The organism is Nocardia sp. 852002-20019_SCH5090214 (assembly GCF_001665865.1).
In the GTDB taxonomy this organism is placed as follows: Bacteria; Actinomycetota; Actinomycetes; order Mycobacteriales; family Mycobacteriaceae; genus Nocardia; species Nocardia nova.
In genome coordinates this window covers 1-21,536 of record NZ_LZMK01000140.1, presented here as the reverse complement: position 1 = coordinate 21,536, position 21,536 = coordinate 1, and the positions used below count along the sequence as shown (strand labels likewise).

The following is a 21,536-nucleotide window of genomic DNA, read 5'->3' as shown; positions in this document are numbered from 1 at the left end:
GTGGGCCAAGCGGATTCACCGTAGCGTGATGTGGTTCACACCGCGACCGAAACGGCGTAATCGGCAGCGCCGACTCGCCCACAACGAGTCCGACCCGCCCACAACGCAATTCCCCCGCACCTTGCGGGCGGCCGCGATGCCACAGGTCGGCTCGGTCGATGCCTCTTCATGAAAGTCGGCGTTGCTGCGACGAAGTCGGGCCTGCCCGGGACATGCCGCACAAACATGTTTCAATGCGCATATGTCCGTGACGCAATGAAGATTGCCCACAGACACCTTTGGCAGAACTCCCCAAGGCCGGAAGCCGGCGGGATGTCCGGTGCGGACGAAACATCCGCCCGCACCGGCACTTCCACTACTTCTTCGAGCGATCCCGCTTCTCGCGCACCCGCACCGAGATGCGCACCGGGGAACCGTCGAAACCGAATTCCTCGCGCAGGCGGCGCTCCAGGAAACGGCGGTAGCCCGCCTCCAGGAATGCGGTGGTGAACAGCACGAACGTCGGCGGCCGGGTGGTCGCCTGGGTCGCGAACAGCACGCGCGGCAATCGCCCGCCCCGCATCGGCGGCGGCGTCGCCGCGATGACCTCCTTGAGCCAGGTGTTGAGCCGGCCCGTGGGGATCCGCTGATCCCAGGATTCGAGTGCGGTTTCCATTGCCGGAACGAGCTTTTGGACCGCGCGGCCGGTGTGCGCGGAGATGTTCACCCGCTGCGCCCACGGCACCCGCACCAGTTCGCGCTCCACCTCACGCTCGAGCTGGTAGCGGCGATCCTCGTCGACCAGATCCCACTTGTTGAACGCGAGCACGAGGGCGCGGCCGGCATCGGCGACCATGCCGATCACACGCAGATCCTGTTCGGTGATCGGTTCGGAGGCGTCGATCAGCATGATCGCGACCTCGGCGGCCTCGATGGCGGCCTTGGTGCGCAACGAGGCGTAGAACTCGGTTCCGTCGGCCGTGCCGACCTTGCGGCGCAGGCCCGCGGTATCGACGAAACGCCATGTCTTGCCGCCCAATTCGACCAGCGAGTCGACCGGGTCGACCGTCGTTCCGGCCACATCGTGCACCACGGAACGTTCGTCACCGGACAGCTTGTTCAGCAGACTGGACTTGCCGACATTCGGCTTACCGACCAGGGCCACTCGTCGCGGGCCCCCTCCCCCGGAACCCTCGCGCGGAGTTTCCGGCAGCACCGCGAGCACATCGTCGAGCAGGTCGCCGGTACCGCGACCGTGCGCCGCCGACACCATCCGCGGCTCTCCCAGCCCGAGCGACCACAGCACGGCCGCATCGGCTTCGGCCTTCTCGCCGTCGACCTTGTTCGCGACCAGGATCACCGGAGTCTTGGAGCGCCGCAACGCCTTCACCGCCGCCTCGTCGGTCGCGGTCGCACCCACGGTGGCGTCCACGACCAGCAGGATCGCATCGGCGGTCTGCATCGCCAGTTCGGCCTGCCGGGCCACCGCCTGCTGCAGACCCTTCGCGTCGGGTTCCCAGCCGCCGGTGTCCTGCACCAGGAAGCGGCGCCCCGCCCAGCTCGCCTCGTACGACACCCGATCGCGGGTGACGCCCGGAATGTCCTCGACGACCGCCTCGCGGCGGCCCAGGATCCGGTTCACCAGCGTCGATTTGCCGACGTTCGGGCGGCCGACGACGGCCACGGTGGGCATCGGCACATGCTCGTGCGCGTCCGCATCGCCCTCGAAATCGGCGATCTCCCAATCGGTTTCGTCGGTCCAGATGCCGTCGCCGGCGAGAGTGTCGGAATTCGAACTCGGTGTCACACTCGGGCTCATCTGCGCTCTCCCACCGTAATCTGCTGCGCCACAACCCGGTACAGCTCGTCGATGACCTGGTCCATGCTCAGCTCGCTGGTGTCGACCTGCACCGCGTCCGCGGCCGGGCGCAGCGGCGATACCGCGCGGGTGGAATCCAGATTGTCGCGGCGCTGCACATCGGCGAGCACCGCGTCGTAATCGTCGCCGCGACCTTCGGCGATGTTCTGCTGATTGCGCCGCGCCGCGCGGGCCTGCGCCGACGCGGTCAGATAGATCTTGGCGTCGGCATCGGGCAGCACGACCGTGCCGATATCGCGGCCTTCGACCACGATCCGCCCGGCCGCGGCCGCGATCTCACGCTGCAAGGCGACGAGTTGGGTCCGTACCTCGGCGACCGCCGAGACGGCGGAGACCGCCTTGGTCACCGCGTCGCCGCGAATTTCGGCCGAGACGTCCTCGCCGTCGAGTTCGATCAGCTCGTGGCCGGGATCGGTGCCGATGGTCAGCGGCAGATCCTTGACCGCGGCCGCGATCTCGGCGGGATCGGTCAGCTCGACACCGCTGCGCAGCACCCGCAGTGTCGCGACGCGATACATCGCGCCGGTGTCGAGATAGCGGGCGCCGAGCCGCGCCGCGAGACGGCGCGACACACTCGACTTGCCGGTGCCCGACGGGCCGTCCATGGCGACGACGAGTTCCGCGCCAGGGATGCCGTCGTCGCCGATGCCGGATTCCACCACGTCACGGCCTCCTCGGATCCGATCGTCCAGCATGTCCACACCACTCACAACTCCACCGCCTCGTACAACTTCCCGATTTCGTCGCGGCCCAGCACTCGCAGGGTGCCCGACCGTTGATCGCCCAGCGCGACCGGCCCGATATGCGTGCGAACCAGCGCGATCACCGGGTACCCGACCTCGGCCAGCAACCGCCGCACGATGTGCTTGCGGCCCTCGTGCAGGATCACCCGGACCAGCGATTTGCCCTCGGCGACCTCGAGCACCTGGAATTTGTCGACCTTCGCCGGGCCGTCCTCGAGTTCGACGCCGTCACGCAACTGCTTACCGACGCCGCGCTGCATTTCACCCTGCACCGTCGCGAGATAGGTCTTCGACACCTGGAACGACGGATGCATCAGCCGATGCGCGAGATCGCCGTCGTTGGTGAGCAGCAGCAGGCCCTCGGTATCGGCGTCGAGGCGGCCGACGTGGAACAGCCGCTGACCGGCCATCACCCGCTCGGCGACGATATCGCCGACGCAGGGGCGGCCCAGTTCGTCCGACATCGTCGACTGGAAACCCTTGGGCTTGTTCAGCGCCAGGTAGACCTGTTCGTCGCGAACCACGACGCGAACGCCGTCTACCCGCACCACGGCCGTATCGGGATCGATGCGCAGGCCCTGTTCGCGCACCACCGCGCCGTCGACCTCGACGCGGCCCTGTTCGATGAGCTCTTCGGCCGCGCGGCGCGAGGCCACGCCGGCCTTGGCGAGCACCTTCTGCAGGCGTTCGCCCTCACCCCACGGCAACTTCTTGGGACCGGATTGCTCGGCCTCGACATGCTGGTGGCGGGCGGGTTTGGCGAAACTCAGCACGGTCGGCGGAGTCTTGCGCTTCTTCGGCTTCGGGGCGGCCGCGCGAGGGCGACCGGCGGCAGTGCCGCGATCCCGCGAGCCGGCGGGTGAATCGCCGCGCGAGGGGCGGGCATCGCCACGGCCGTATCGCGAGTCACCGCGCGCGTCCCCGGCCGCCTGGCCGCGAGCGAACCGGTCGCCCCGGTTGTAGCCACCCTCGGACCGCGAACCCCGTCCGGCGCTGTCTCCGCGGCCGTAGCTCTCGCCGCCACGGTTGTAACGGTCGTCTCCGCGGCCGGACCGGTCACCACCGCGCCCGAAGCGGTCGTCTCCACGGCCGGACCTCTCCCCGCCGCGGCCGTAACGATCGTCTCCGCGGACGTAGCGGTCGTCTCCGCGGCCGGACCGGTCACCACCGCGGCCGTAGCTCTCGCCCCCGCGGCCGTAACGGTCGTCCTCGCGGCCGGGTCGCGACCCACGTGTGTCGCCGCGGCCGTAACTGTCGTCCCGGCGCCCGTAGCGGTCGCCCCGTCTGTCATCGCTGCGGTCGGCGCGTCCGGCCGCCCCTCGTGCCGCGCGTCCGCCGCCACGAGGCGGGTCGCTGTGTCTTTTCCTACGGTCCGGTGTGCCATCTCGGCGAGCGGGTGTATTCACGTGGTCCTCTGATCAGTCGACAGGATCCGCTGCGGATCCGGTCAATCCTCGGTGCCGAGATCGATATCCGATTCGGCGGGTTTCTTCAGCTTGGTGTACCGGGGGTCGGTCTCCAGGCTCTCGTTGATCTCATCGATCAGGTCGACGCCCGGTAGCAGGGGCGCCAGCGACGGAAGTTCCGCCAGCGACGCGAGCCCGATCCGTTCCAGGAACAGTTCGGTGGTGACGTAGAGGGTGCCGTTGGTATCGACGTCGGCGCCCGCCTCGGCGATCAGTCCCCGCGCCACCAGGGTGCGGATCACGCCGTCGACGTTCACCCCGCGCACGGCACTCACTCGTGCTCGCGTAACCGGTTGACGATAGGCGATAACCGCCAAGGTTTCCAAAGCGGCCCTGGTGAGCTTGGACCGCGCCCCGTCCAACAGCATACGTTCGACGTAGGGCGCGTACTCGGTCCGGGTGTACAGACGCCACCCGTCGCCCACGTAGCGCAGATCGATTCCACTGCCCCGCGCGGTCCACTCCGCCGACATCTCGCGCAACACCCGCTCGATCCGGGCGGGCGCGTCGTCGACCGCCGCCGCGAGCAGTTCCACCGACGCCGGCGCATCCACCACCAGCAGCATCGCCTCGAGCGCCGACCGCAACTCCTGGTCGTCGAGCGGACGGGCAACCTCCTCCTCGTCCGCGTCGTTCTCCGCCCCGGGCCGCACCTGGCAGGGATGCTCGGCATCACCGCTCGGCCCACTCCCTACGGCCTCCGCAACGCCGGACGCGCCAACGATGGTTCGCGGAACACCCGCCTCGGTACCAGCATCGTGCGCAGCGTCGACACCAGCGGGCGCGACCTCGTCAGCGGCGGTCCGAGCGGCATCGTCCGCGGCAGGCGCGACCGCCGCATCATCACCACGCCCCGACGAATCGGCCGAGGAGGGCACGACCTCGGAACGGCCGGTCTGTCCGATCGCGGCATCGCCCGCCGGGGCTACGGCGGCCGCTTCGTCTCGGGCATCCGCGTGATCCATCGACTGCTCACCGTGCGACATCATCCGTAATCCTCATCGATTGTCACGGGCTCGGCGGGCGCGCCCTCGGCGTCGTCGCCGATCCAGCGCACCGCCAGCGGGCCGAGCGGGTCGGGTTGGTCGAATTCGATCGTCTTGCCCCGGTAGAGCTCGAGCAGCGCGAGAAAGCGCGCGACGATCTGGATCGGCATCTCGCAATCGGCGCACAGCTCGTGGAAGGTCGACCACTCTCCCACCCCGCGCTTCTTCAGCATCTCCAAGACCAGCGCGGCCTGTTCGGCGACGGAGATGGCATGGGCGTGCAGGTGGTCCAGCCCGACCGTCGGCCGCGGCCGGGGGCGGAACGCCGCCGCGGCGATATCGGCGAAACCCGCCGCGTCGACGCCGAGGCTCACCTCCGGCAGCAGGTCCAGGAAGCGTTCCTCGAGCGACACCGCCCGCGGATACCGGCGCAATGCGGCGGCCTCGAGCTCACCGAGCAGTTCGGCGACCTGTTTGAACGCCCGATACTGCAGCAGCCGCGCGAACAGCAGATCGCGCGCCTCGAGCAGTTCCAGGTCGTCGGCATCGGTAACCTCACCGGACGGCAGCAGCCGGGCGGCCTTGAGGTCGAGCAGGGTCGCGGCGACCACCAGGAATTCGGTGGTCTGATCGAGAATCCGATCCGCCCGCAGCGTCGGATCGCGTTCCAGGCTCGCGGTGAGCTCTTTGGTGTAGGCGATGAACTCGTCGGTGACCTTGTGCAGCGCCACCTCGGTCACATCGAGCCGCCGCTGGCTGATCAGCTGCAACAACAGGTCGAACGGCCCCTGAAAATTGCTCAGCCGCAGGTGGAACCCGTCGGGCTTGTTTTCCGGTACGACCTCGGCAGCCGGTGGTCCGGCCTCGCTCACCGGCCCGACCGGTGGATGACTTCCCGTGCCATAGCCCGATACGCTTCCGCGCCACCGGATTTCGGCGCCCAGGTGGTGATCGGCTCACCGGCGACACTGGCGTCGGGGAAACGGACGGTCCGGTTGATCACGGTGTCGTACACCAGATCACCGAACACCTCCACCACCCGGGCCATCACCTGCCGGGAGTGCAGCAATCGCGCATCGAACATAGTCACCACGATGCCCGACAGTGCCAGCCGCGGGTTGAGCCGGTCCCGCACCTTCTCCACTGTGTCGGTGAGCAGCGCCAGCCCGCGCAGGGAGAAGTATTCGCATTCCATCGGGATGATCACGCCGTCGGCGCAGGCCAGCGCGTTGACGGTGAGCAGACCCAGCGACGGCTGGCAGTCGATGAGGATGTAGTCGTAGCGGTCGCGCAGCGGTGCCAGCGCGCGGCCGAGGGTCTGTTCCCGGCCGACCTCGTTGACCAGCTGGATTTCCGCCGCCGAGAGGTCGATATTGCTCGGCAGCAGATCCATCCCGTCGACCTTGGTGTTGAGCAGCACGTCGTCGACGCTCGCCCGGCCGCCGACGAGCAGATTGTGCACGGTCAGGTCCAGGTCGTGGTGGGCCACGCCCAGTCCCGCCGACAGTGCTCCCTGCGGGTCGAGGTCGACCAGCAACACCCGGCGGCCGTATTCGGCGAGCGCGGCACCGAGGTTGATGGTGGAGGTGGTCTTGCCGACGCCGCCCTTCTGATTGCACATGGCGACGATCAGGGCGTCACCGTTGCGCGACGACGGGGGTGGTTCGGGAATGTCGCGCAGCGGGCGTCCGGTCGGGCCGAGTTCGGTACCGTCCGCCACGATGTCGTTCGCCTCCCAGAGTCTGCGGGCCGCCTGTTCGATTCGGAGGCCGGTTCGGATATTCGAAAGCGGTTCTGCCGCAGCGTTGTTCGGCGGCTCGGCCGGGCCGGCTGTCGTCATGTCCGCTGCTCCTTCAGTTTTCCTGCTCGTTGCCCCGCCGCGCGCTGCGGAACAGCGGGCGATCGCTACACCGGACGCCGATGTACCGGACCACCGCAATAGACGCTACCGCCTCCGAGCGCAAGACCCCCGATCGGACACGCTTGGGGAACGCCCCCGATCGTTGCGCACTTGTGTCATTACCCGTGCCACAACACCGTGTCCTCACGGCACCAACTCCGCATTCTGTCGCCTCGAGGGGGTGTTGGGAAACCCTTTGCGGCAATCCGCACCCGATATCGGGTTGCCGCCGCCGGCGCGTTACCGCGCCCGCGGATGCGCGGTGGCCCACACCTCGTGCAGTGTATTGACCGTGACCAGGGTGTAGATCTGCGTGGTCGTCACCGACGCGTGCCCCAGCAACTCCTGCACGACACGCACGTCGGCGCCCCCGTCGAGCAGGTGGGTGGCGAACGAGTGCCGCAGCGTGTGCGGCGACACCGCGGCGCCGATCCCGGCCCGATCGGCCGCGTCCTGCAGCACCTGCCAGGCGCTCTGGCGCGAGAGCCGGCCGCCGCGAGCATTGAGGAACAGGGCGGGGGTGCCCTTGCCGCGGGCGCCGAGCGCGGGCCGGCCCCGAACCAGATAGGCGTCGATTGCCGCCAGCGCCGGCCGCCCGATCGGCACCATGCGCTGTTTACCGCCCTTACCGTGCAGGACGACCGAGCGCCCGGCGGTGTCGATATCGTCGACGTCGAGTCCGACGACCTCCGAGATCCGGGCGCCGGTGGAGTACAGCAGTTCCAGCATGGCCCGATCCCGCAGTCCGCGCGGCCCGCCCCCGGAACCGGCGTCGTCTCCCCCGCCCGCGGCCTCGAGCAGCCGGGAAATATCTTCGTAGGGAAGCGCTTTCGGCAGTCGCCGCGCCGGAGTCGGCGGCTTCACACCGTGCGCGACATCCCCGGTGGTCAGTCCCTCGGCCGCCGCGAACCGGTGCAGGCCGCGCACCGCCACCAGTGCGCGGGCGGCCGAACTGGCGGCCAGCGCCGGATAGCCCTCGCCACCCGCCCGCAGCGAGACGACGAAATCGGCGATCTGGTTCTCGGTCACCCGGTCCAGATCACCGATATCGCGCTGTTTCAGAAACTCCTGATATCGCTGCAGATCACGCCGGTAGGCGCTGAGCGTATTTCTCGCCGCGCCGCGCTCGACCGTCAGATGGTCGAGATAGGCCTGGATCTGCCGCTCCACCACGCGTTCACCCGACCGGTAGCGGCACAACGACCGCCGGGGCGGCGGGAACAGCGACATTCACGGTGTCATCATGACAGCCGGCGGCGACATTCGTTCGCACGAAACACAGTTCGCACGTGCCCGAGGAGTACGGCCGGGTGCGGTGAGGCACCCGGCCGGTTGTCCATCAGGCCCGTGCGTGTTCGGCGGCCTTCCGATCGAGCAGCTGCGTCGGCATACCCGGCCACGGCGCGTCGGCGGGCCGCAGCGTCGTGCCGTTCGCCCGCGCGACCGACGCGGCCAGCACACCGGCCACCGCGGTCGCGTTCTCGATCCGGCCCGACAGCGCGGCGGTCACCGCGTCCTGCAGCGACATCCGCACGATCGACAGATCGGCTTCCTCGTGCTCGGGGTCCGGCCGATCGGTGTCCGACAACCCGGTCGCGAGATAGATGCGCAGTGCCTCGTCGGTGAACCCCGGCGACAGCACCACATCCACCAGCGTGGACCACTCCCGCGCCGCCAGACCGGTCTCCTCGGCGAGTTCGCGTTGCGCGGCCGCCAGCGGATCCTCACCGGCCTGATCGAGCAGGCCGGCCGGCAACTCCAGCAACCGCCGCCCGATCGGATGCCGATACTGGTTGATCAGCACCACCGAGCCGTCGTCGTCGAGGGCGACGATCGCGACCGCGCCGTGATGCTCGACCACCTCGCGTTCGGCGATCCGCCCGCCGGGCATCTCGACCTGATCCCGCCGCAGCGCGACGATCGCGCCCGAATACACGGTCTCGGTGCCGACGACGCGGAAGTTGTGGTTACCGGGTTCGCTCACTGCGCGACTCGCTCGGCCTCATCGGCCTCCTCGCCGTAGATCTCCACCGGAAGCCGTTCGGCGCCTTTGTATTTCAACGCCGCGTCGACCAGTCCGGCGAACAGCGGATGCGGCCGGGTCGGCCGGCTCTTGAGCTCCGGATGCGCCTGGGTCGCGACGAAGTACGGATGTACGTTCGCCGGCAGCTCCACGAACTCGACCAGATGCCCGTCCGGCGAGGTACCGGAGAATCGCAGACCGCTCTGGGCGATCTTGTCGCGATAGGCGTTGTTGACCTCGTAGCGGTGCCGATGCCGCTCCGACACCTCGGTGGTGCCGTAGGCCTGCGCCACGACCGAGCCCTTCTCCAGCACGGCCGGATAGGCGCCCAGTCGCATGGTGCCGCCGAGGTCGGCCTCACCGGCGACCGCCTGGGCCTGATCGGCCATCGTGGAGATCACCGGATGCGTTGTCTCCGGCTCGAATTCGGCGGAGTTGGCGTCCTCGAGTCCCACCGAACGGGCGGCCTCGATCACCACGCATTGCAGTCCCAGGCACAGGCCCAGCAGCGGAATCGAGCGGGTGCGCGCGAACCGGATCGCGCCGACCTTGCCCTCGATGCCGCGAATGCCGAAGCCGCCGGGGATCAGCACCGCGTCGACATCGCCGAGGTGATGCTGCGCGCCCTCCGGAGTCTCGCATTCGTCGGACTGCACCCAGCGGATGTTCACCTTGGCCTTGGCCGCGAAACCACCGGCCCGCAGTGCCTCGGTCACCGAGAGATACGCGTCCGGCAGGTCGACGTATTTACCGACCAGCGCGACGGTCACCTCTTCGCGCGGGTTGTGCACCCGGTCCAGCAGATCGCCCCAGACGGTCCAGTCGACATCGCGGAACGGCAGGCCGAGCTTGCGCACCACGTAGGCGTCGAGGCCCTCGCGGTGCAGCACCTTCGGGATGTCGTAGATCGACGGCGCGTCGGGCGTGGAGATGCAGGCGTCGACATCGACGTCGCACATCAGCGCGATCTTGTTCTTCAGCCCCTGCGGCACCTCGCGGTCGCAGCGCAGGATCAGCGCGTCGGGCTGGATACCGATGTTGCGCAGCGCCGCGACGGAGTGCTGCGTGGGTTTGGTCTTCAGCTCGCCGGAGGGCGCCAGATACGGCACCAGCGTCACGTGCAGGAAGAAGCAGTTGTCCCGGCCCACCTCGTGCCGGATCTGGCGCGCGGCCTCGAGGAACGGCTGGGATTCGATATCGCCGACGGTGCCGCCGATTTCGGTGATCACCACGTCCGGGGTCTGGCCCTGCAGATCCGGACCGCTCATCGCGAGGATCCGGTTCTTGATCTCGTCGGTGATGTGCGGGATGACCTGCACGGTGTCGCCGAGGTACTCGCCGCGCCGCTCCTTGGCGATCACGGTGGAGTAGACCTGCCCGGTGGTGACGTTCGCATAGCCCGACAGATCACGGTCGAGGAAGCGCTCGTAGTGGCCGACGTCGAGGTCGGTTTCGGCGCCGTCCTCGGTCACGAACACCTCGCCGTGCTGGAAGGGATTCATGGTGCCGGGGTCGACATTCAGATACGGGTCCAGCTTCTGCATGGTGACCCGCAATCCGCGGGCGGTCAGCAGCTGGCCGAGGCTGGAGGCGGTCAGTCCCTTGCCGAGGGAGGAGGCGACACCGCCACTCACGAAGATGTGTTTGGTGGCCGTCTGATGGGGGGAACGCGCCGGAATCCGCGATTGACTCACGGAACTCCACGCTAACACGAAAAACGGTTGCGAAACGAATGCCACGCGGGGAATGTCGGACGTCGTCCTGCCGGTTTGTCACTTCCGTCTCATTCAGCGCAGCAACCCCATGACGCGGCGCCCAGGACGCACCGGTCGCCCGGCACTCGCTCCGACGTGACGGATCATCCGATCGCGGTCGACAGCGGCGGCCGCGCTCAGCCGGGAGAAGCGGTCACCGACAGCGAGGTCGCCTCCGGCCCGGTGCCGTAGTGACCGGTTTTGCCGCCCAGTTGCTCGGCGAGGCCGAGAGCCGTTGTGACCCGGCCCGTTTCGCGGTCCACGTTGTCGACCGTGGACACCGTCGCGTCGAGGCGGTTCTCGCGGCGCACCTCGGCGATCGGCCCCGATCCGTCCGAGGAACCGGCCCGTCCCGCCAGCACCAGCCCCGCCCCGCGTCCGCGCAGCGCCCCGGCGAAATGCGCCGTGATCGATCCCTGGCCGTTGTCGTCGGCCCGCGCGCCGGACCCGGTCACCACCACGGCCAACTGGGCCGGCGCGAAGTCACCGGCGGCGAGGAAGCCGCCGTTGCGCAGGGTGTCGACGATCAGCCCGCGTTCCTGCGCGGTGGCACGGTCGGCGCCGTCGGCGGGGTCGGTGAGAAACGCCAGGCCGAGGAGATCACCGGCGAGGCTGCCCTGATCCACCGCCTCGGTCTGCAACTGAGCGCCGGCGGGAATCATATTCGTGACCGCGGTCCGCAGGCGGTCGCCCTGCGACGCGTCGACGAAGGCGTCGGTGAGCGCGACCCGCCCGGTGACCTTCGCCCCGGCAGTGGTCAGGGCTGCCGTCACCGCGTCGACATCGCCGCCGTCGGCATCGGGGGTGGTGAATACGAGCACCGTGTGATCGGCGAGGGTTCCGTTCAGGATGCGGCCCGCCGACCGGGCGATGAAGTCGTCGGCCGCACCGACCTGCCGCTCGAGTTGCCCGTTGGCCGCCGCGAGCGCGCCGTTGCGCTGAGCCAGATCGTCACCGCCACCCGGACCACCCTGGCGGACGACGGCGCCGAGCGCCGCACCCACCGCCAATGCCAGAAAGATCGCGGCCAGGGAAACGACGAGCCGACGCATGGAACCCACTGCTTTCTCTACCCCCGACGGTCCGATAGTCGATGGAGCCAGTCCTGCGACTGCCGCCACGCCGAATCCAGCCAATCGAGCACATCGCTGCCCAGATGCGAGGACACGAGCAGTCCGACGATCAGCGCGATCAGCGCGGCCAGCACCACCAGTGCGGTCGCCCAGCCGGAGTTGCCCTGCCGATACAGGGTGGCGACGGCCTTGGCGTCCATCAGTTTCGGTCCCGCCTTGAGCCGGGTCAGGAACATCGCCGGAGCCGATTCGCGGCGGCTGCGATCGAAGAAGTCGTCGAGTGAGGCCGGCGCCCCGCAGGTGATGATCAGCGCGGCCCCGTGATGGTCGGCCAGCAGCAGCGCCAGATCCGCCGCCGATCCCGAGGACGGGAAGGTGGTGGCGCCGATACCCAGGTCCTGAATTCGCTCCAGCCCCTTGGCATGCCCGTCGGTATCGGCCGGAAGTATCAGCTCGGCACCGCATTTCAGCGAGCTCGCGGTGATTTCCTCCGGGTCGCCGACGATCAGATCGGGACGATATCCGGCCTTGGTCAGGATGTCGGCGCCGCGCCCGACACCGACCAGAATCGGCGCGTACTCCTTGACGAACGGCTTGATCGCCTTGAGGTCGTCACGACTGTCCACGCCGTCGGCCACCACCACGACATGGCGGCCGCGCATCGACAGATCCAGGGCCGGAACCCCGAGACCGTCGATCAGCATCGCGCTTTCGGTCCGGATGTATTCGGTCGTGTTGCCGGCGAAGGCTTCCAGATGGTCGGCCAGCCCGTTGCGCGCCGCGATCATCCGCTCGGCGATGACCTGATCGGTGAGCTCGATGGCCTCGACCAGAACCTCCGGTTCCTTCTTGGTCAACTTGTCGGCATACACCACGCCGGCATCGATGCGGACCTTGCTGCCGTCCTTGATCTTGCCGAACACGTCGGCGGAGACAGCATCCAGCAACACGATCCCGTTGGCGGCCAGCACTTCCGGGCCGAGGTTCGGATAGCGGCCCGAAATCGAGGGCGAGGCATTGATCACCGCCGCCACGCCCGCCTGGACGAGCCGGTCAGCGGTGAGGCGATCGATGTCCATCTCGTCGAGGACCACCACATCGCCCGCCCCGACCCGCTTGAGCAGACGCCGGGTATTGCGGTCCACCCGGGCCATCCCGGTGACGCCGGGAAGCGTTTCGGTGTTGCGCGACAACAGCGCCAGCATCTTCATGGCATCCGATAATGGACGCCGACTCTCAACCTGTGGTGGAGGCGCGCCGACGTCCTATCACATCCCCTGGCATGAGGCCAGCAAACGCACGCCTCCACGACGTCGACTGGCGTGCCGGGTGGTACCGCTGGTACCGATATGCTTCGGCTCACTGCATCCGAAGGAGAACGCCATGGCCAGTACCACCGTCGACACGGTCATTCCCGCACCGCGCGACGTCGTCTACAAGCTGTTCGCCGAGCGCGACAGTCTCAACGGCTATCTGCCCGTGCGCATTACGCTGCGTCAGCCCGGCGCTCCCGAGGCCTCCGGCGTCGGTGCACGCTACCTGGTGGGCGTGGGCGGCATCGGTGTGACCGAGGAGACCACCGAACTGGTTCCCGGTGAGCGCATGGAATACCGGATCATCGCCGGTGCGCCGGTGAAGCGGCACGTCGGCACCATCACCTTCGCCGACGCCCCGGGCGGCACCCTGGTGTCGTACCGGATGGAATCCGAGCCCAAGCTGCCGGTGCCGGACAAGGCGACGGAACTGTTTCTGCGCGGCCTGATCTCGCCGTTCCTCAAGGCCGCCAAGAAGGCCGTCGCCAAGTAGACGCTTCGCAGCTCGTCAGCCCGCCGCCGAGGTGGTGTCGGCCTTCTCCGCCCGCGCGGTGGCCAGCAATTCCTCGGCGTGGGCGCGGCCGGTCTCGGTGTCGTCGAGACCGGCCAGCATGCGAGCCAGCTCGACGACCCGCTCGTCGGTGGTCAGCGCCCGCACCCCGCTGTTGACGCCCTTGCCGTCGTCGACCTTGTCCACCACGAGGTGGGTGTCGGCGAAGGCGGCCACCTGCGGCAGATGAGTCACCACGATGACCTGATGGGTGCGGGCCAGCCGCGCCAGCCGTCGCCCGATCTCCACCGCGGCGCGGCCGCCGACACCGGCGTCGACCTCGTCGAACACCATGGTCGAGCCGTATTCGGAGGCCGCGAGCACCACTTCCAGCGCCAGCATCACGCGCGAGAGCTCACCACCGGACGCACTGCGGCTCAACGGCAGCGACTGCGCGCCGGAGTGGGCGGACAGCCGGAATTCCACCTCGTCCACACCGGACGCGCCGGCATGCAGCTCCGCCCCCTCGACGGTGATGGGCGCACTGTCCTGCGCGGCCGCCGCCAGCGGCCGCACCTCCACCTCGAGTTTGGCGCGGCCCATCGCCAGTCCGCTCAATTCGGCGCTCACCGCGGTCGCGAGTTTGCGGGCGGCCTTGCGCCGGGCGGCGGTCAACTTCTTCGCCGTCTCCCGCACCTGCCCGGCCGCGGTCTCCACCTCGGCGGCCAGCGCCGCCAGCGCCTCCTCCGACACGTCGAGGGAGGCCAGGCGGGTGCGCGCCTCGTCGGCCCAGGCGATCACCGCGTCGACATCGGGTGCGTATTTGCGGGTCAGCGATTTCAGTTCCGCCTGGCGGGTGAGCAGGCTGTCCAGCGCCGCGGGATCCGACGGCAGATCCGACAGATACGAACTCAACTCGGTGGTCACATCGACCACCACCGCGATGGCCTCCCCCAGCCGCGGCGCCAACGCGGTCAGCGCCGGATCGTCACTGGATTCCAGCCGGGCCCGCGCACCACCGAGCGCGTCCAGCGCACCGGCGCCCTCACCGTCGCCGGAACCCGCGAGGGCCGCATGGGCGGCGCCGGCCGCCTCTCGCAGCGAATCCAGATCGCCGAGCCGCAGCACCTCGGCGACGATGCGCTCGTCCTCACCGGGTTCCGGTGCGACCGAATCGATTTCGTTCAGCGAATGCTGCAGCCGATCGGCCTCGAGGGCGAGTTCACGGCTGCGCGCGGTGCGTTCCAGCAGCTCGGCGCGAGCCTGCAGCCAGGTGCGGCGGGCCAGCTGATATTTGCGCAGCAGCCCGGCCACCGCATCGCCGGCGAACCGGTCCAGGGCCTGCAGTTGCTGATCGGGACGCTGCAGTCGCAGCTGGTCGTTCTGCCCGTGCACGGTCAGCAGCGGCGCCGTGAAATCCGACAGCACCGCGGCCGGCACACTGCGGCCACCGAGATGGGCGCGGGAACGCCCGTCGCTGCCGACGGTACGCACCGCGATGACACTGTCGTCGTCGTCGCGTTGCGCGCCGGAGGATTCCAGCACCTTCTCGACCTCGTCGCGGGCGCTGTCGTGCACGTCCTCGACGGTGAACCGGCCCTCGACCACGGCCCGCTGCGCGCCCTGACGCACCCGTCCGGCGTCCGCGCGGGCGCCACCGAGCAGATGCAGTCCGGTGACCACCATCGTCTTGCCGGCACCGGTCTCACCGGTCACACAGGTCAGTCCCTCGTGGAACTGCGCGGTGGCGGTGGATATGACGCCGAGGCCGTCAATCCTGATCTCTGTCAGCACGTGTGCTCTCCGTTCGGCGGTGTTCGCTATCGCCTGAGCCGGGTTGCTCGGTGGGGGTGCGGGCCGGCTCCGGCGCGCACGGCCGTTCCGGCCGCCGGCCCCGCCAGCCTGTCACGGGTAAGCGGAACTTGCGCACCATCCGGTCGGCGAAGGGGGCGGAATCCAACCGCACCCACCGCACCGGTTCGGCGCCGCGCACCGCTTCGAATCGCCCACCCCGCGGTAATGCCAGCGTACGCCGGCCGTCCAGGAAGACGATCGCATCATGGCCTGTCGCAACGGTTTCCACCGCGATCCGCGACTCCGGGCTGGTCACCAGCGGCCGTGCGAACAGTGCGTGCGCATTACTGGGAATCACCAGCAGCGCCTCGAGTTCGGGCCACACCACGGGACCACCCGCGGAGAAGGCATAGGCGGTGGAGCCGGTGGGTGTCGCGATCAGCACGCCGTCACAACCGAACTGCGACACCGGGCGGCCGTCGACTTCGAGGACGACCTCCAGCACGCCCATCCGGGCGGCATTCTCGATACTGGCCTCGTTGAGGGCCCATCCGCGTTCCACGACAACATCATCGACGCGGACACTGACATCTACGGTCATCCGCTGCTCGATGCGGTAATCGCCGCGCACCACCTGGGCCAGCGCGTCGTCCAGATGTTCGGCCTCGGCCTCGGTGAGAAATCCGATGCGTCCGAGGTTGATTCCCAGTACCGGAACCCGGGCCGGGTGTGCCATCTCCGCCCCGCGCAGGAAGGTGCCGTCGCCACCGAGCGCGAGCACCATCTCGCAGCCGACCGCGGCTTCGGGACCGTGCGGCACCACCCGCACCGGATAGCCGTCGGGTTCGCCGGTGTCGTCGAAATCCAGCTTGGTGCTGTAGGCCTCGTCCTCGAGGACGCGCAACCCGATTCCGGCGTCGGCGAAGATCTTCGCGACCCGATGCGCGGTCTCGAGCAGTTCGGAACGGCCCGGATGGGCGACGAGCAGGATCTCCCGCTTCACTGTGGCCCCTCCTCGACCGCACGCTGCACCAATTCGCTGATATCGGGCTCCGATTCGGTCTCGGCCGAATCCGTGTCCGGTGTGTCCTTGCGCAGCCACAGGAAATACTCGACGTTGCCCGACGGGCCGGGCAACGGGCTGGCGACCACACCGCGGGTACGCAGGCCCAGCTCGGCGGCCGCGGCGGCCACCTCGGTCACCGCCTCGGCGCGCAGAGCCGGGTCACGCACCACACCGCCGGAGCCTACTCGCTGTTTACCGACCTCGAACTGCGGTTTCACCATGGGCAGCAGATCCGCGCCCGGTGTGCAGCAGGCGGCCAGCGCGGGCAGCACCAGCGCCAGCGAGATGAACGACAGATCCGCGACAACCAGCTCGACCGGTCCGTCGATCGCCTCGGGCGTCAGCGCGCGCACATTGGTGCGGTCGAACACGCGGACCCGCTCGTCGTTGCGCAGCCGCCACACCAGCTGGCCGTAGCCCACATCGACGGCGACCACCTCGCGGGCGCCGCGGGCGAGCAGCACATCGGTGAACCCGCCGGTCGACGCACCGGCGTCCAGGCAGCGCTTCCCGGCCACGCTCACCCCGAGCGGTTCGAACGCCTCCAGCGCGCCCAGCACCTTGTGCGCACCACGCGAGGCCCACTGGACCTCGTCGGGTTCCTCACGCACCAGCAGCGGGGTATTCGGCTCGACCGCGGTCGCCGGTTTCGACGCGACCGCACCGTTGATCAGGACGCGGCCCGCGCCGATCAGTTCGACCGCGTGCTCTCGCGATCGCGCCAATCCGCGGCGAACCAGTTCGGCGTCCACTCGCGCGCGCCTGGCCACCTCAGATCTTGTCCACCGTCGCCAGGGCGCCGACCAGCACCTCGTGGGCCTGTTCGAGAATGCGCGCCCGCCGGGTGATATCGGTTCCCGCGCGGTCCACCCCGTCGGCTTCGTCGCTGCTCACGCGCCGCGCTCCGGGCAATTCCGCCAGCAGCGCCGCTACCTCGGCCCGCACCTGCTCCGGATCGGCGAACTCCGCCGTCCCTCCCGCGAGATGCTGCCCGGGCAGCGGAACTCCCGGGCGAGGACCGGAGAAACCGGACGGATGCGGACGCGGAATGGGCGTAGTCATGGTGCCGACAACGCTACCGGAGTTCCACGACGGACAGGCAAGCGGCGGCACGGGTGAAACGGAGGTCACGGTGGCGTCCAGCGGCCGGGCGCCGGCCGCCCTGCGTCGACAGCTGCAGCCCCAGGACCGGTGGGGCGCGGCGAGTATTGGCACAATGGCGGCGTGGGAGGTAAGCGACGACAGGGATCTGTCCGGTTCGTCGCACTCGCGGCGGCATCGACGGCGGCCGCGGTGGTCGCCGCCGCCGAATACGCCCACTGGCGCGCATCTCGGCGATTGCTCGGACCGCGGCGGGAACCACGAACCGGCGGTGTGGACGCGGTGGTGGTGCTGGGCTACCCGGCCGCCGCCGACGGCCGGACGCGCGCGCTGCAGCGCTGGCGATGCCGCATCGGCGCCCGCTCGCTGCCGCGCGACCGCGACGGATTCCTGATCTTCACCGGCGGCGCCGTGCACGGCCCCTGGGTCGAAGCGACGGTGATGGCCGAATACACCCGCGCTCACCTCGGTGTTCCGCCCGAGCGAATCCGGACGGAGACATCGGCCGAAACCACGTGGCAGAACATCGAATTCACCATTCCCGCCATGGAACGAGCCGATCGCATCATGATCGCCTCCGACCCCATGCACGCCGCCCGCGCCCGCCGCTATCTGTGGGCGCAGCGGCCGGACCTCGCCGAACGCCTCGCCCCCGCCGCCGACTACCGGCCGCTGGAATGCTGGTGGCTCAAAATCCCCACTGCCGCACACGAATCGGCGGCGATCACCCGGCGCCGCGCCGGAGCTGCCGCCACTCCACTACTCCGGCGCCTGGGCATCCTCCCCGAGACCGCGGCAGCGTTCACAGCTGCCGAGGATCGCCGCGATTGACCGACGATCCCGGCGCGGATCGGGCAGTCGTCGACTCGGCCGTGGTGAACGCGGTGAGCCGGACAGTTACCGAAGCAATTCGATTGCGCGACCGGGGTTTTCGTCCAACAGTCTGACCAGGTGGTCGACCGTGTCACCCTCGGGAGAATCGTGCCGGATCACCGGGTGATTCAGCGCGTCGAGAGTTCGGGAGATGTAGGTGGGCCGGTGGTCGGCGGGGCGGGCTCGCAGATCGTCGAGGGTGCTGACGCCGGTGAGGACCATCAACGACGGCAGGCCGACGCACCGGGCGCCGTCGATATCGGTGTCGAGACGGTCTCCCACCACGAGCACGTCGCGGGTCGCCGCGCGGACCAGCGCATCCTCGAGCAGCGGCGCATAGGGTTTACCGGCTACCACCGGCTCCTGGTCGGTCGCGGCTCGCAATGCGGCGACCATCGCGCCGTTGCCCGGCGCCAGGCCGCGCTCGTTCGGCAGGGTGGCATCCGCATTCGCGGCCACCCACAGGGCCCCGGCCCGCACGGCGTAGGCCGCCTCGGCGAGGTCCGGCCATCCGGTCTGCGGGGAATGCCCCTGCACGACCGCGGCGGGAGCCACGCCGTTGAAACGCCGAATCGGTTGCAGGCCGACCTGTTCGATTTCCGCCGCGAGGTCGTCGGTGCCGACGATCAGCACGGTGGATCCGGCGGCCAGCCGGGAGGCGAGCACATGCGCCGCCGCCTGCGCGCTGGTAACGACCTCGGATTCACTTGCGCCGAAACCCAATTCGCGCAGATGCGCGGCCACCACACCGGCCGACCGGCTGGCGTTGTTGGTGACGAACATCAGCTTCTGCGCGCCACCGCCGGCGTCGAGAGCGGCGGGTGCGCCGGTGATCACCTGCGCACCTCGATACAGCGTGCCGTCCAGATCCAGCAGGAGGGCCTCGAAGCTCTCCCGAAGCGATGCTGCCACTAGTTACTCCACGTCGTCGTCGACCTGTGCGTCCGCGAGTTCGTCGGCACGCTCCTCGGCGTCGGTATCACCGTCGACATCGGCCGCGGCCGCATTGAGGAACCACTGCAGTGCCTCGTCGGACCGGCCGGCGGCGAGCAGCGCCTCCGCATAGGCGTAGAACAACCGTGCCGAGGCGGAACCGGAGCGCGAGGGATCCAGTTCCGGCGTCTGCAGGGTGACCACGGCCTGATCGTATTGGCCCAAATCCATTCGCGCACCGGCGACGACGATCCGCAGCTCGGTCGCCTCGTCGCCCGACAGTGCCCGCGCCTCGTCGCTGCGGCCGAGTTCGATCGCGCGTTCGGGCCGTCCCAGCCCGCGTTCGCAATCGGCCATGACCGCCAGCAGACCCGAGCCGCCGGACATCCGGCGCGCGGTACGCAGCTCGGAGAGGGCCTCGGCCCATTCACCCGCGTGATAGGCGGTGACACCGGCGGTTTCGCGGACCACCGCGATGCGTCCGGCGCGGCGCCGTGCCGCGCGCGCATGTTCGAGTGCCTGCTCCGGGTCCTCGTCGAGAAGCCGGGCGGCCATCACCAGGTGCCGGGCGACCGCCTCGGCGTTGTTCTTGTCGAGGCTCAGCAGATCGCGGCGCACCGCGCCGTCCAGATCGCTCGCCTGCACATCGTCCGGCAACGCGGGCTCGTCGGGCCGCCCCGCCCGGCTCTCACCGCCGACGCGCGCCCCTTCACCACCCCGTCGCCGCGGCTCCCGGTCCTCGAAGTTCGCGCCGGCCTCCGCCGATTCTCCGGTGTGCGCGGTGGTGTCGGCCTCGTCCGCCGATCCGAATCGACGCTCGGCATCCGCGCCACCGCGCCGGAACCCGCCGCGCCGATCACCCTCGCCCCGGCCGTAACCACCCGGACGATCCTCACGGCCGCTCGGACCTCCCGGTCGCCGGCCACCCTCGTCACGCCGGAATCCGCCTCGGCGATCATCCGAGCCGCGCCCGTAGCCGCCGGACCGCCGATCGCCCTCGTCACGCCGGAATCCGCCTCGGCGATCATCCGAGCCGCGCCCGTAGCCGCCGGACCGCCGATCGCCCTCGTCACGCCGGAATCCGCCTCGGCGATCATCCGAGCCGCGCCCGTAGCCGCCGGACCGCCGATCGCCCTCGTCACGCCGGAACCCGCCCGAGCGGCGATCGTCACCACCGCGACCGTATCCCCCGGAGCGGCGATCGTCGCCGCCGCGTTCGAAACCACCGGAACGCCGGTCGTCCCCGCCACGGCTGTAACCACCGGGACGACGGTCATCGCCACCACGGCTGTAACCACCGGAACGGCGGTCGTCCCCACCACGGTTGTAACCACCCGAGCGGCGATCGTCGCCACCACGGCTGTAACCACCGGAACGGCGATCGTCGTTGTCGCGCCGGAAGCCACCGGAGCGACGGTCGTCTCCGCCACGTTCATGGCCGCCCGAGCGGCGGTCGTCTCCACCGCGCCCGTGACCACCGGAGCGACGGTCGTCGTCGCCGCGCCCATATCCACCGGAACGGCGATCGTCGTTGTCGCGCCGGAAGCCTCCGGAGCGGCGGTCGTCTCCACTGCGGCCGTAACCGCCGGTGCCGCGCTCGGATCCACGGCGGTCGTCTCCACCGCGGCCGTAACCGCCGGTGCCGCGCTCGGATCCACGGCGGTCGTCGCCGCGCCCGCTACCGCCGCGCCGATCGTCGTCACGGGCGCCGTATCCGCCCGAGCGGCTGGTGTCGTCGCCGCGCCGGAAACCTCCGGAGCGACGTTCCCCTTCTCCGCGGTCATGGGCAGGTGTGCCGGAGCCGGCCGAGTCCGGACCGGTACTGCCACGGCGGAAGGGTCTCCTACCGTCGTCATGCTCCGACACAGCGTTACCTTTCTCTGATCCGGCACGAGCAGCCGGTGATGACATGCAGACCGCGCCGTCCGCCGGCACCCGTCTGCAACCACCATAAATTCAATCACGCGACACGAACGCTTCCCCACTTGCCCGGCCCGCGCGCGCATCGCGAGTGGCCGGGGGCGACGAGTCGCGGATCCGGACGAAAATCCGGTGTAGCGGCAGCGCCGAACAAAAAGGGGCGTATATGGGTAAGGCCCCCAACCTGCTGGTTGGGGGCCTTACCTGAATGTATGTTCCGGCGGTGTCCTACTCTCCCACACC

At 69.4% G+C, this 21,536-nt stretch carries 19 protein-coding genes and 1 pseudogene; 3 read left to right on the top strand and 17 right to left on the bottom strand.

The features are described from left to right. Positions 1-355: 355 nt before the first annotated feature. The 4 genes from der to scpB all read right to left on the bottom strand — a co-directional run bounded on the left by der (position 356) and on the right by scpB (position 4,720). Positions 356-1,798 (bottom strand): ribosome biogenesis GTPase Der, encoded by a 1,443-nt coding sequence (gene der, locus A5780_RS11940; protein WP_064906996.1) that lies wholly within the window; start codon positions 1,796-1,798, stop codon positions 356-358. Further along, the gene (cmk, locus tag A5780_RS11935) at positions 1,795-2,463 is read right to left on the bottom strand and encodes a (d)CMP kinase (protein ID WP_063018201.1); all 669 of its coding nucleotides are present in this window, start codon (positions 2,461-2,463) and stop codon (positions 1,795-1,797) included. The genes der and cmk overlap by 4 nt, the downstream gene beginning before the upstream one ends. A 101-nt stretch (positions 2,464-2,564) precedes the next feature. Continuing rightward, on the bottom strand, positions 2,565-3,374 hold the full coding sequence (locus A5780_RS43075; RefSeq protein WP_308248289.1) for a pseudouridine synthase: 810 nt from the start codon (positions 3,372-3,374) through the stop codon (positions 2,565-2,567). 674 nt (positions 3,375-4,048) lie between these two features. Further along, complete coding sequence (scpB, locus tag A5780_RS11925) at positions 4,049-4,720, bottom strand: SMC-Scp complex subunit ScpB (protein ID WP_063018180.1); 672 nt, start codon at positions 4,718-4,720, stop codon at positions 4,049-4,051. A gap of 9 nt (positions 4,721-4,729) precedes the next feature. Between scpB and A5780_RS40865 the strand changes: the two genes are divergently transcribed. Then, positions 4,730-5,062, top strand: a complete 333-nt coding sequence (locus A5780_RS40865; RefSeq protein WP_064906997.1) for a hypothetical protein — start codon at positions 4,730-4,732, stop codon at positions 5,060-5,062. Here the strand turns inward: A5780_RS40865 and A5780_RS11915 are convergent. The 7 genes from A5780_RS11915 to steA all read right to left on the bottom strand — a co-directional run bounded on the left by A5780_RS11915 (position 5,053) and on the right by steA (position 13,014). Further along, on the bottom strand, positions 5,053-5,925 hold the full coding sequence (locus A5780_RS11915; RefSeq protein ID WP_051756303.1) for a ScpA family protein: 873 nt from the start codon (positions 5,923-5,925) through the stop codon (positions 5,053-5,055). The genes A5780_RS40865 and A5780_RS11915 overlap by 10 nt on opposite strands. Continuing rightward, complete coding sequence (locus A5780_RS11910) at positions 5,922-6,893, bottom strand: ParA family protein (RefSeq protein ID WP_082857394.1); 972 nt, start codon at positions 6,891-6,893, stop codon at positions 5,922-5,924. The genes A5780_RS11915 and A5780_RS11910 overlap by 4 nt, the downstream gene beginning before the upstream one ends. 300 nt (positions 6,894-7,193) lie before the next feature. Next, entirely contained in the window at positions 7,194-8,183 is a 990-nt protein-coding gene (gene xerD / locus A5780_RS11905; RefSeq protein ID WP_063018184.1) for a site-specific tyrosine recombinase XerD, read from the bottom strand. A gap of 109 nt (positions 8,184-8,292) precedes the next feature. Further along, a complete protein-coding gene (locus A5780_RS11900) occupies positions 8,293-8,937 on the bottom strand; it encodes an NUDIX hydrolase (protein WP_064908452.1) in 645 nt (214 codons plus the stop codon). Continuing rightward, on the bottom strand, positions 8,934-10,670 hold the full coding sequence (locus A5780_RS11895; protein ID WP_030515927.1) for a CTP synthase: 1,737 nt from the start codon (positions 10,668-10,670) through the stop codon (positions 8,934-8,936). The genes A5780_RS11900 and A5780_RS11895 overlap by 4 nt, the downstream gene beginning before the upstream one ends. Positions 10,671-10,867: 197 nt before the next feature. Continuing rightward, positions 10,868-11,782 (bottom strand): copper transporter, encoded by a 915-nt coding sequence (locus A5780_RS11890; protein ID WP_369829520.1) that lies wholly within the window; start codon positions 11,780-11,782, stop codon positions 10,868-10,870. 17 nt (positions 11,783-11,799) lie between these two features. Continuing rightward, positions 11,800-13,014 (bottom strand): putative cytokinetic ring protein SteA, encoded by a 1,215-nt coding sequence (gene steA / locus A5780_RS11885; protein WP_036524839.1) that lies wholly within the window; start codon positions 13,012-13,014, stop codon positions 11,800-11,802. Positions 13,015-13,186: 172 nt separating this feature from the next. Between steA and A5780_RS11880 the strand changes: the two genes are divergently transcribed. Beyond that, on the top strand, positions 13,187-13,609 hold the full coding sequence (locus tag A5780_RS11880; RefSeq protein ID WP_030518953.1) for an SRPBCC family protein: 423 nt from the start codon (positions 13,187-13,189) through the stop codon (positions 13,607-13,609). A gap of 15 nt (positions 13,610-13,624) precedes the next feature. Here the strand turns inward: A5780_RS11880 and recN are convergent, their stop codons facing one another. From recN to A5780_RS11860, 4 genes are read right to left on the bottom strand one after another with little or no spacing between them, the layout of a single operon-like run. Continuing rightward, on the bottom strand, positions 13,625-15,400 hold the full coding sequence (recN, locus tag A5780_RS11875) for a DNA repair protein RecN (RefSeq protein ID WP_064907000.1): 1,776 nt from the start codon (positions 15,398-15,400) through the stop codon (positions 13,625-13,627). Continuing rightward, entirely contained in the window at positions 15,378-16,403 is a 1,026-nt protein-coding gene (locus A5780_RS11870; RefSeq protein WP_082857395.1) for an NAD kinase, read from the bottom strand. The genes recN and A5780_RS11870 overlap by 23 nt, the downstream gene beginning before the upstream one ends. Continuing rightward, positions 16,400-17,236: a TlyA family RNA methyltransferase gene (locus A5780_RS11865; RefSeq protein ID WP_030518950.1), complete on the bottom strand. Its 837-nt coding sequence runs from the start codon at positions 17,234-17,236 to the stop codon at positions 16,400-16,402. The genes A5780_RS11870 and A5780_RS11865 overlap by 4 nt, the downstream gene beginning before the upstream one ends. Before the next feature lies 1 nt (position 17,237). After that, positions 17,238-17,528, bottom strand: coding sequence for a hypothetical protein (locus tag A5780_RS11860; protein ID WP_064907001.1), 291 nt, complete (start codon positions 17,526-17,528; stop codon positions 17,238-17,240). 162 nt (positions 17,529-17,690) lie between these two features. On the opposite strand from A5780_RS11860, the gene A5780_RS11855 reads away from it, so the two are divergent. Next, positions 17,691-18,398, top strand: coding sequence for a YdcF family protein (locus A5780_RS11855; protein WP_082940897.1), 708 nt, complete (start codon positions 17,691-17,693; stop codon positions 18,396-18,398). A 66-nt stretch (positions 18,399-18,464) separates the two neighbouring features. On the opposite strand, the gene A5780_RS11850 is transcribed toward A5780_RS11855, so the two are convergent. Both A5780_RS11850 and A5780_RS43070 read right to left on the bottom strand, forming a co-directional pair. Next, positions 18,465-19,352 carry an HAD-IIA family hydrolase gene (locus tag A5780_RS11850; RefSeq protein ID WP_064907003.1) on the bottom strand — a complete coding sequence of 296 codons (888 nt, stop codon included), beginning with the start codon at positions 19,350-19,352 and terminating at the stop codon, positions 18,465-18,467. A 3-nt stretch (positions 19,353-19,355) separates the two neighbouring features. Beyond that, positions 19,356-20,525: pseudogene (locus A5780_RS43070) on the bottom strand (hypothetical protein); the annotation flags it as partial. Positions 20,526-21,536: the final 1,011 nt, after the last annotated feature.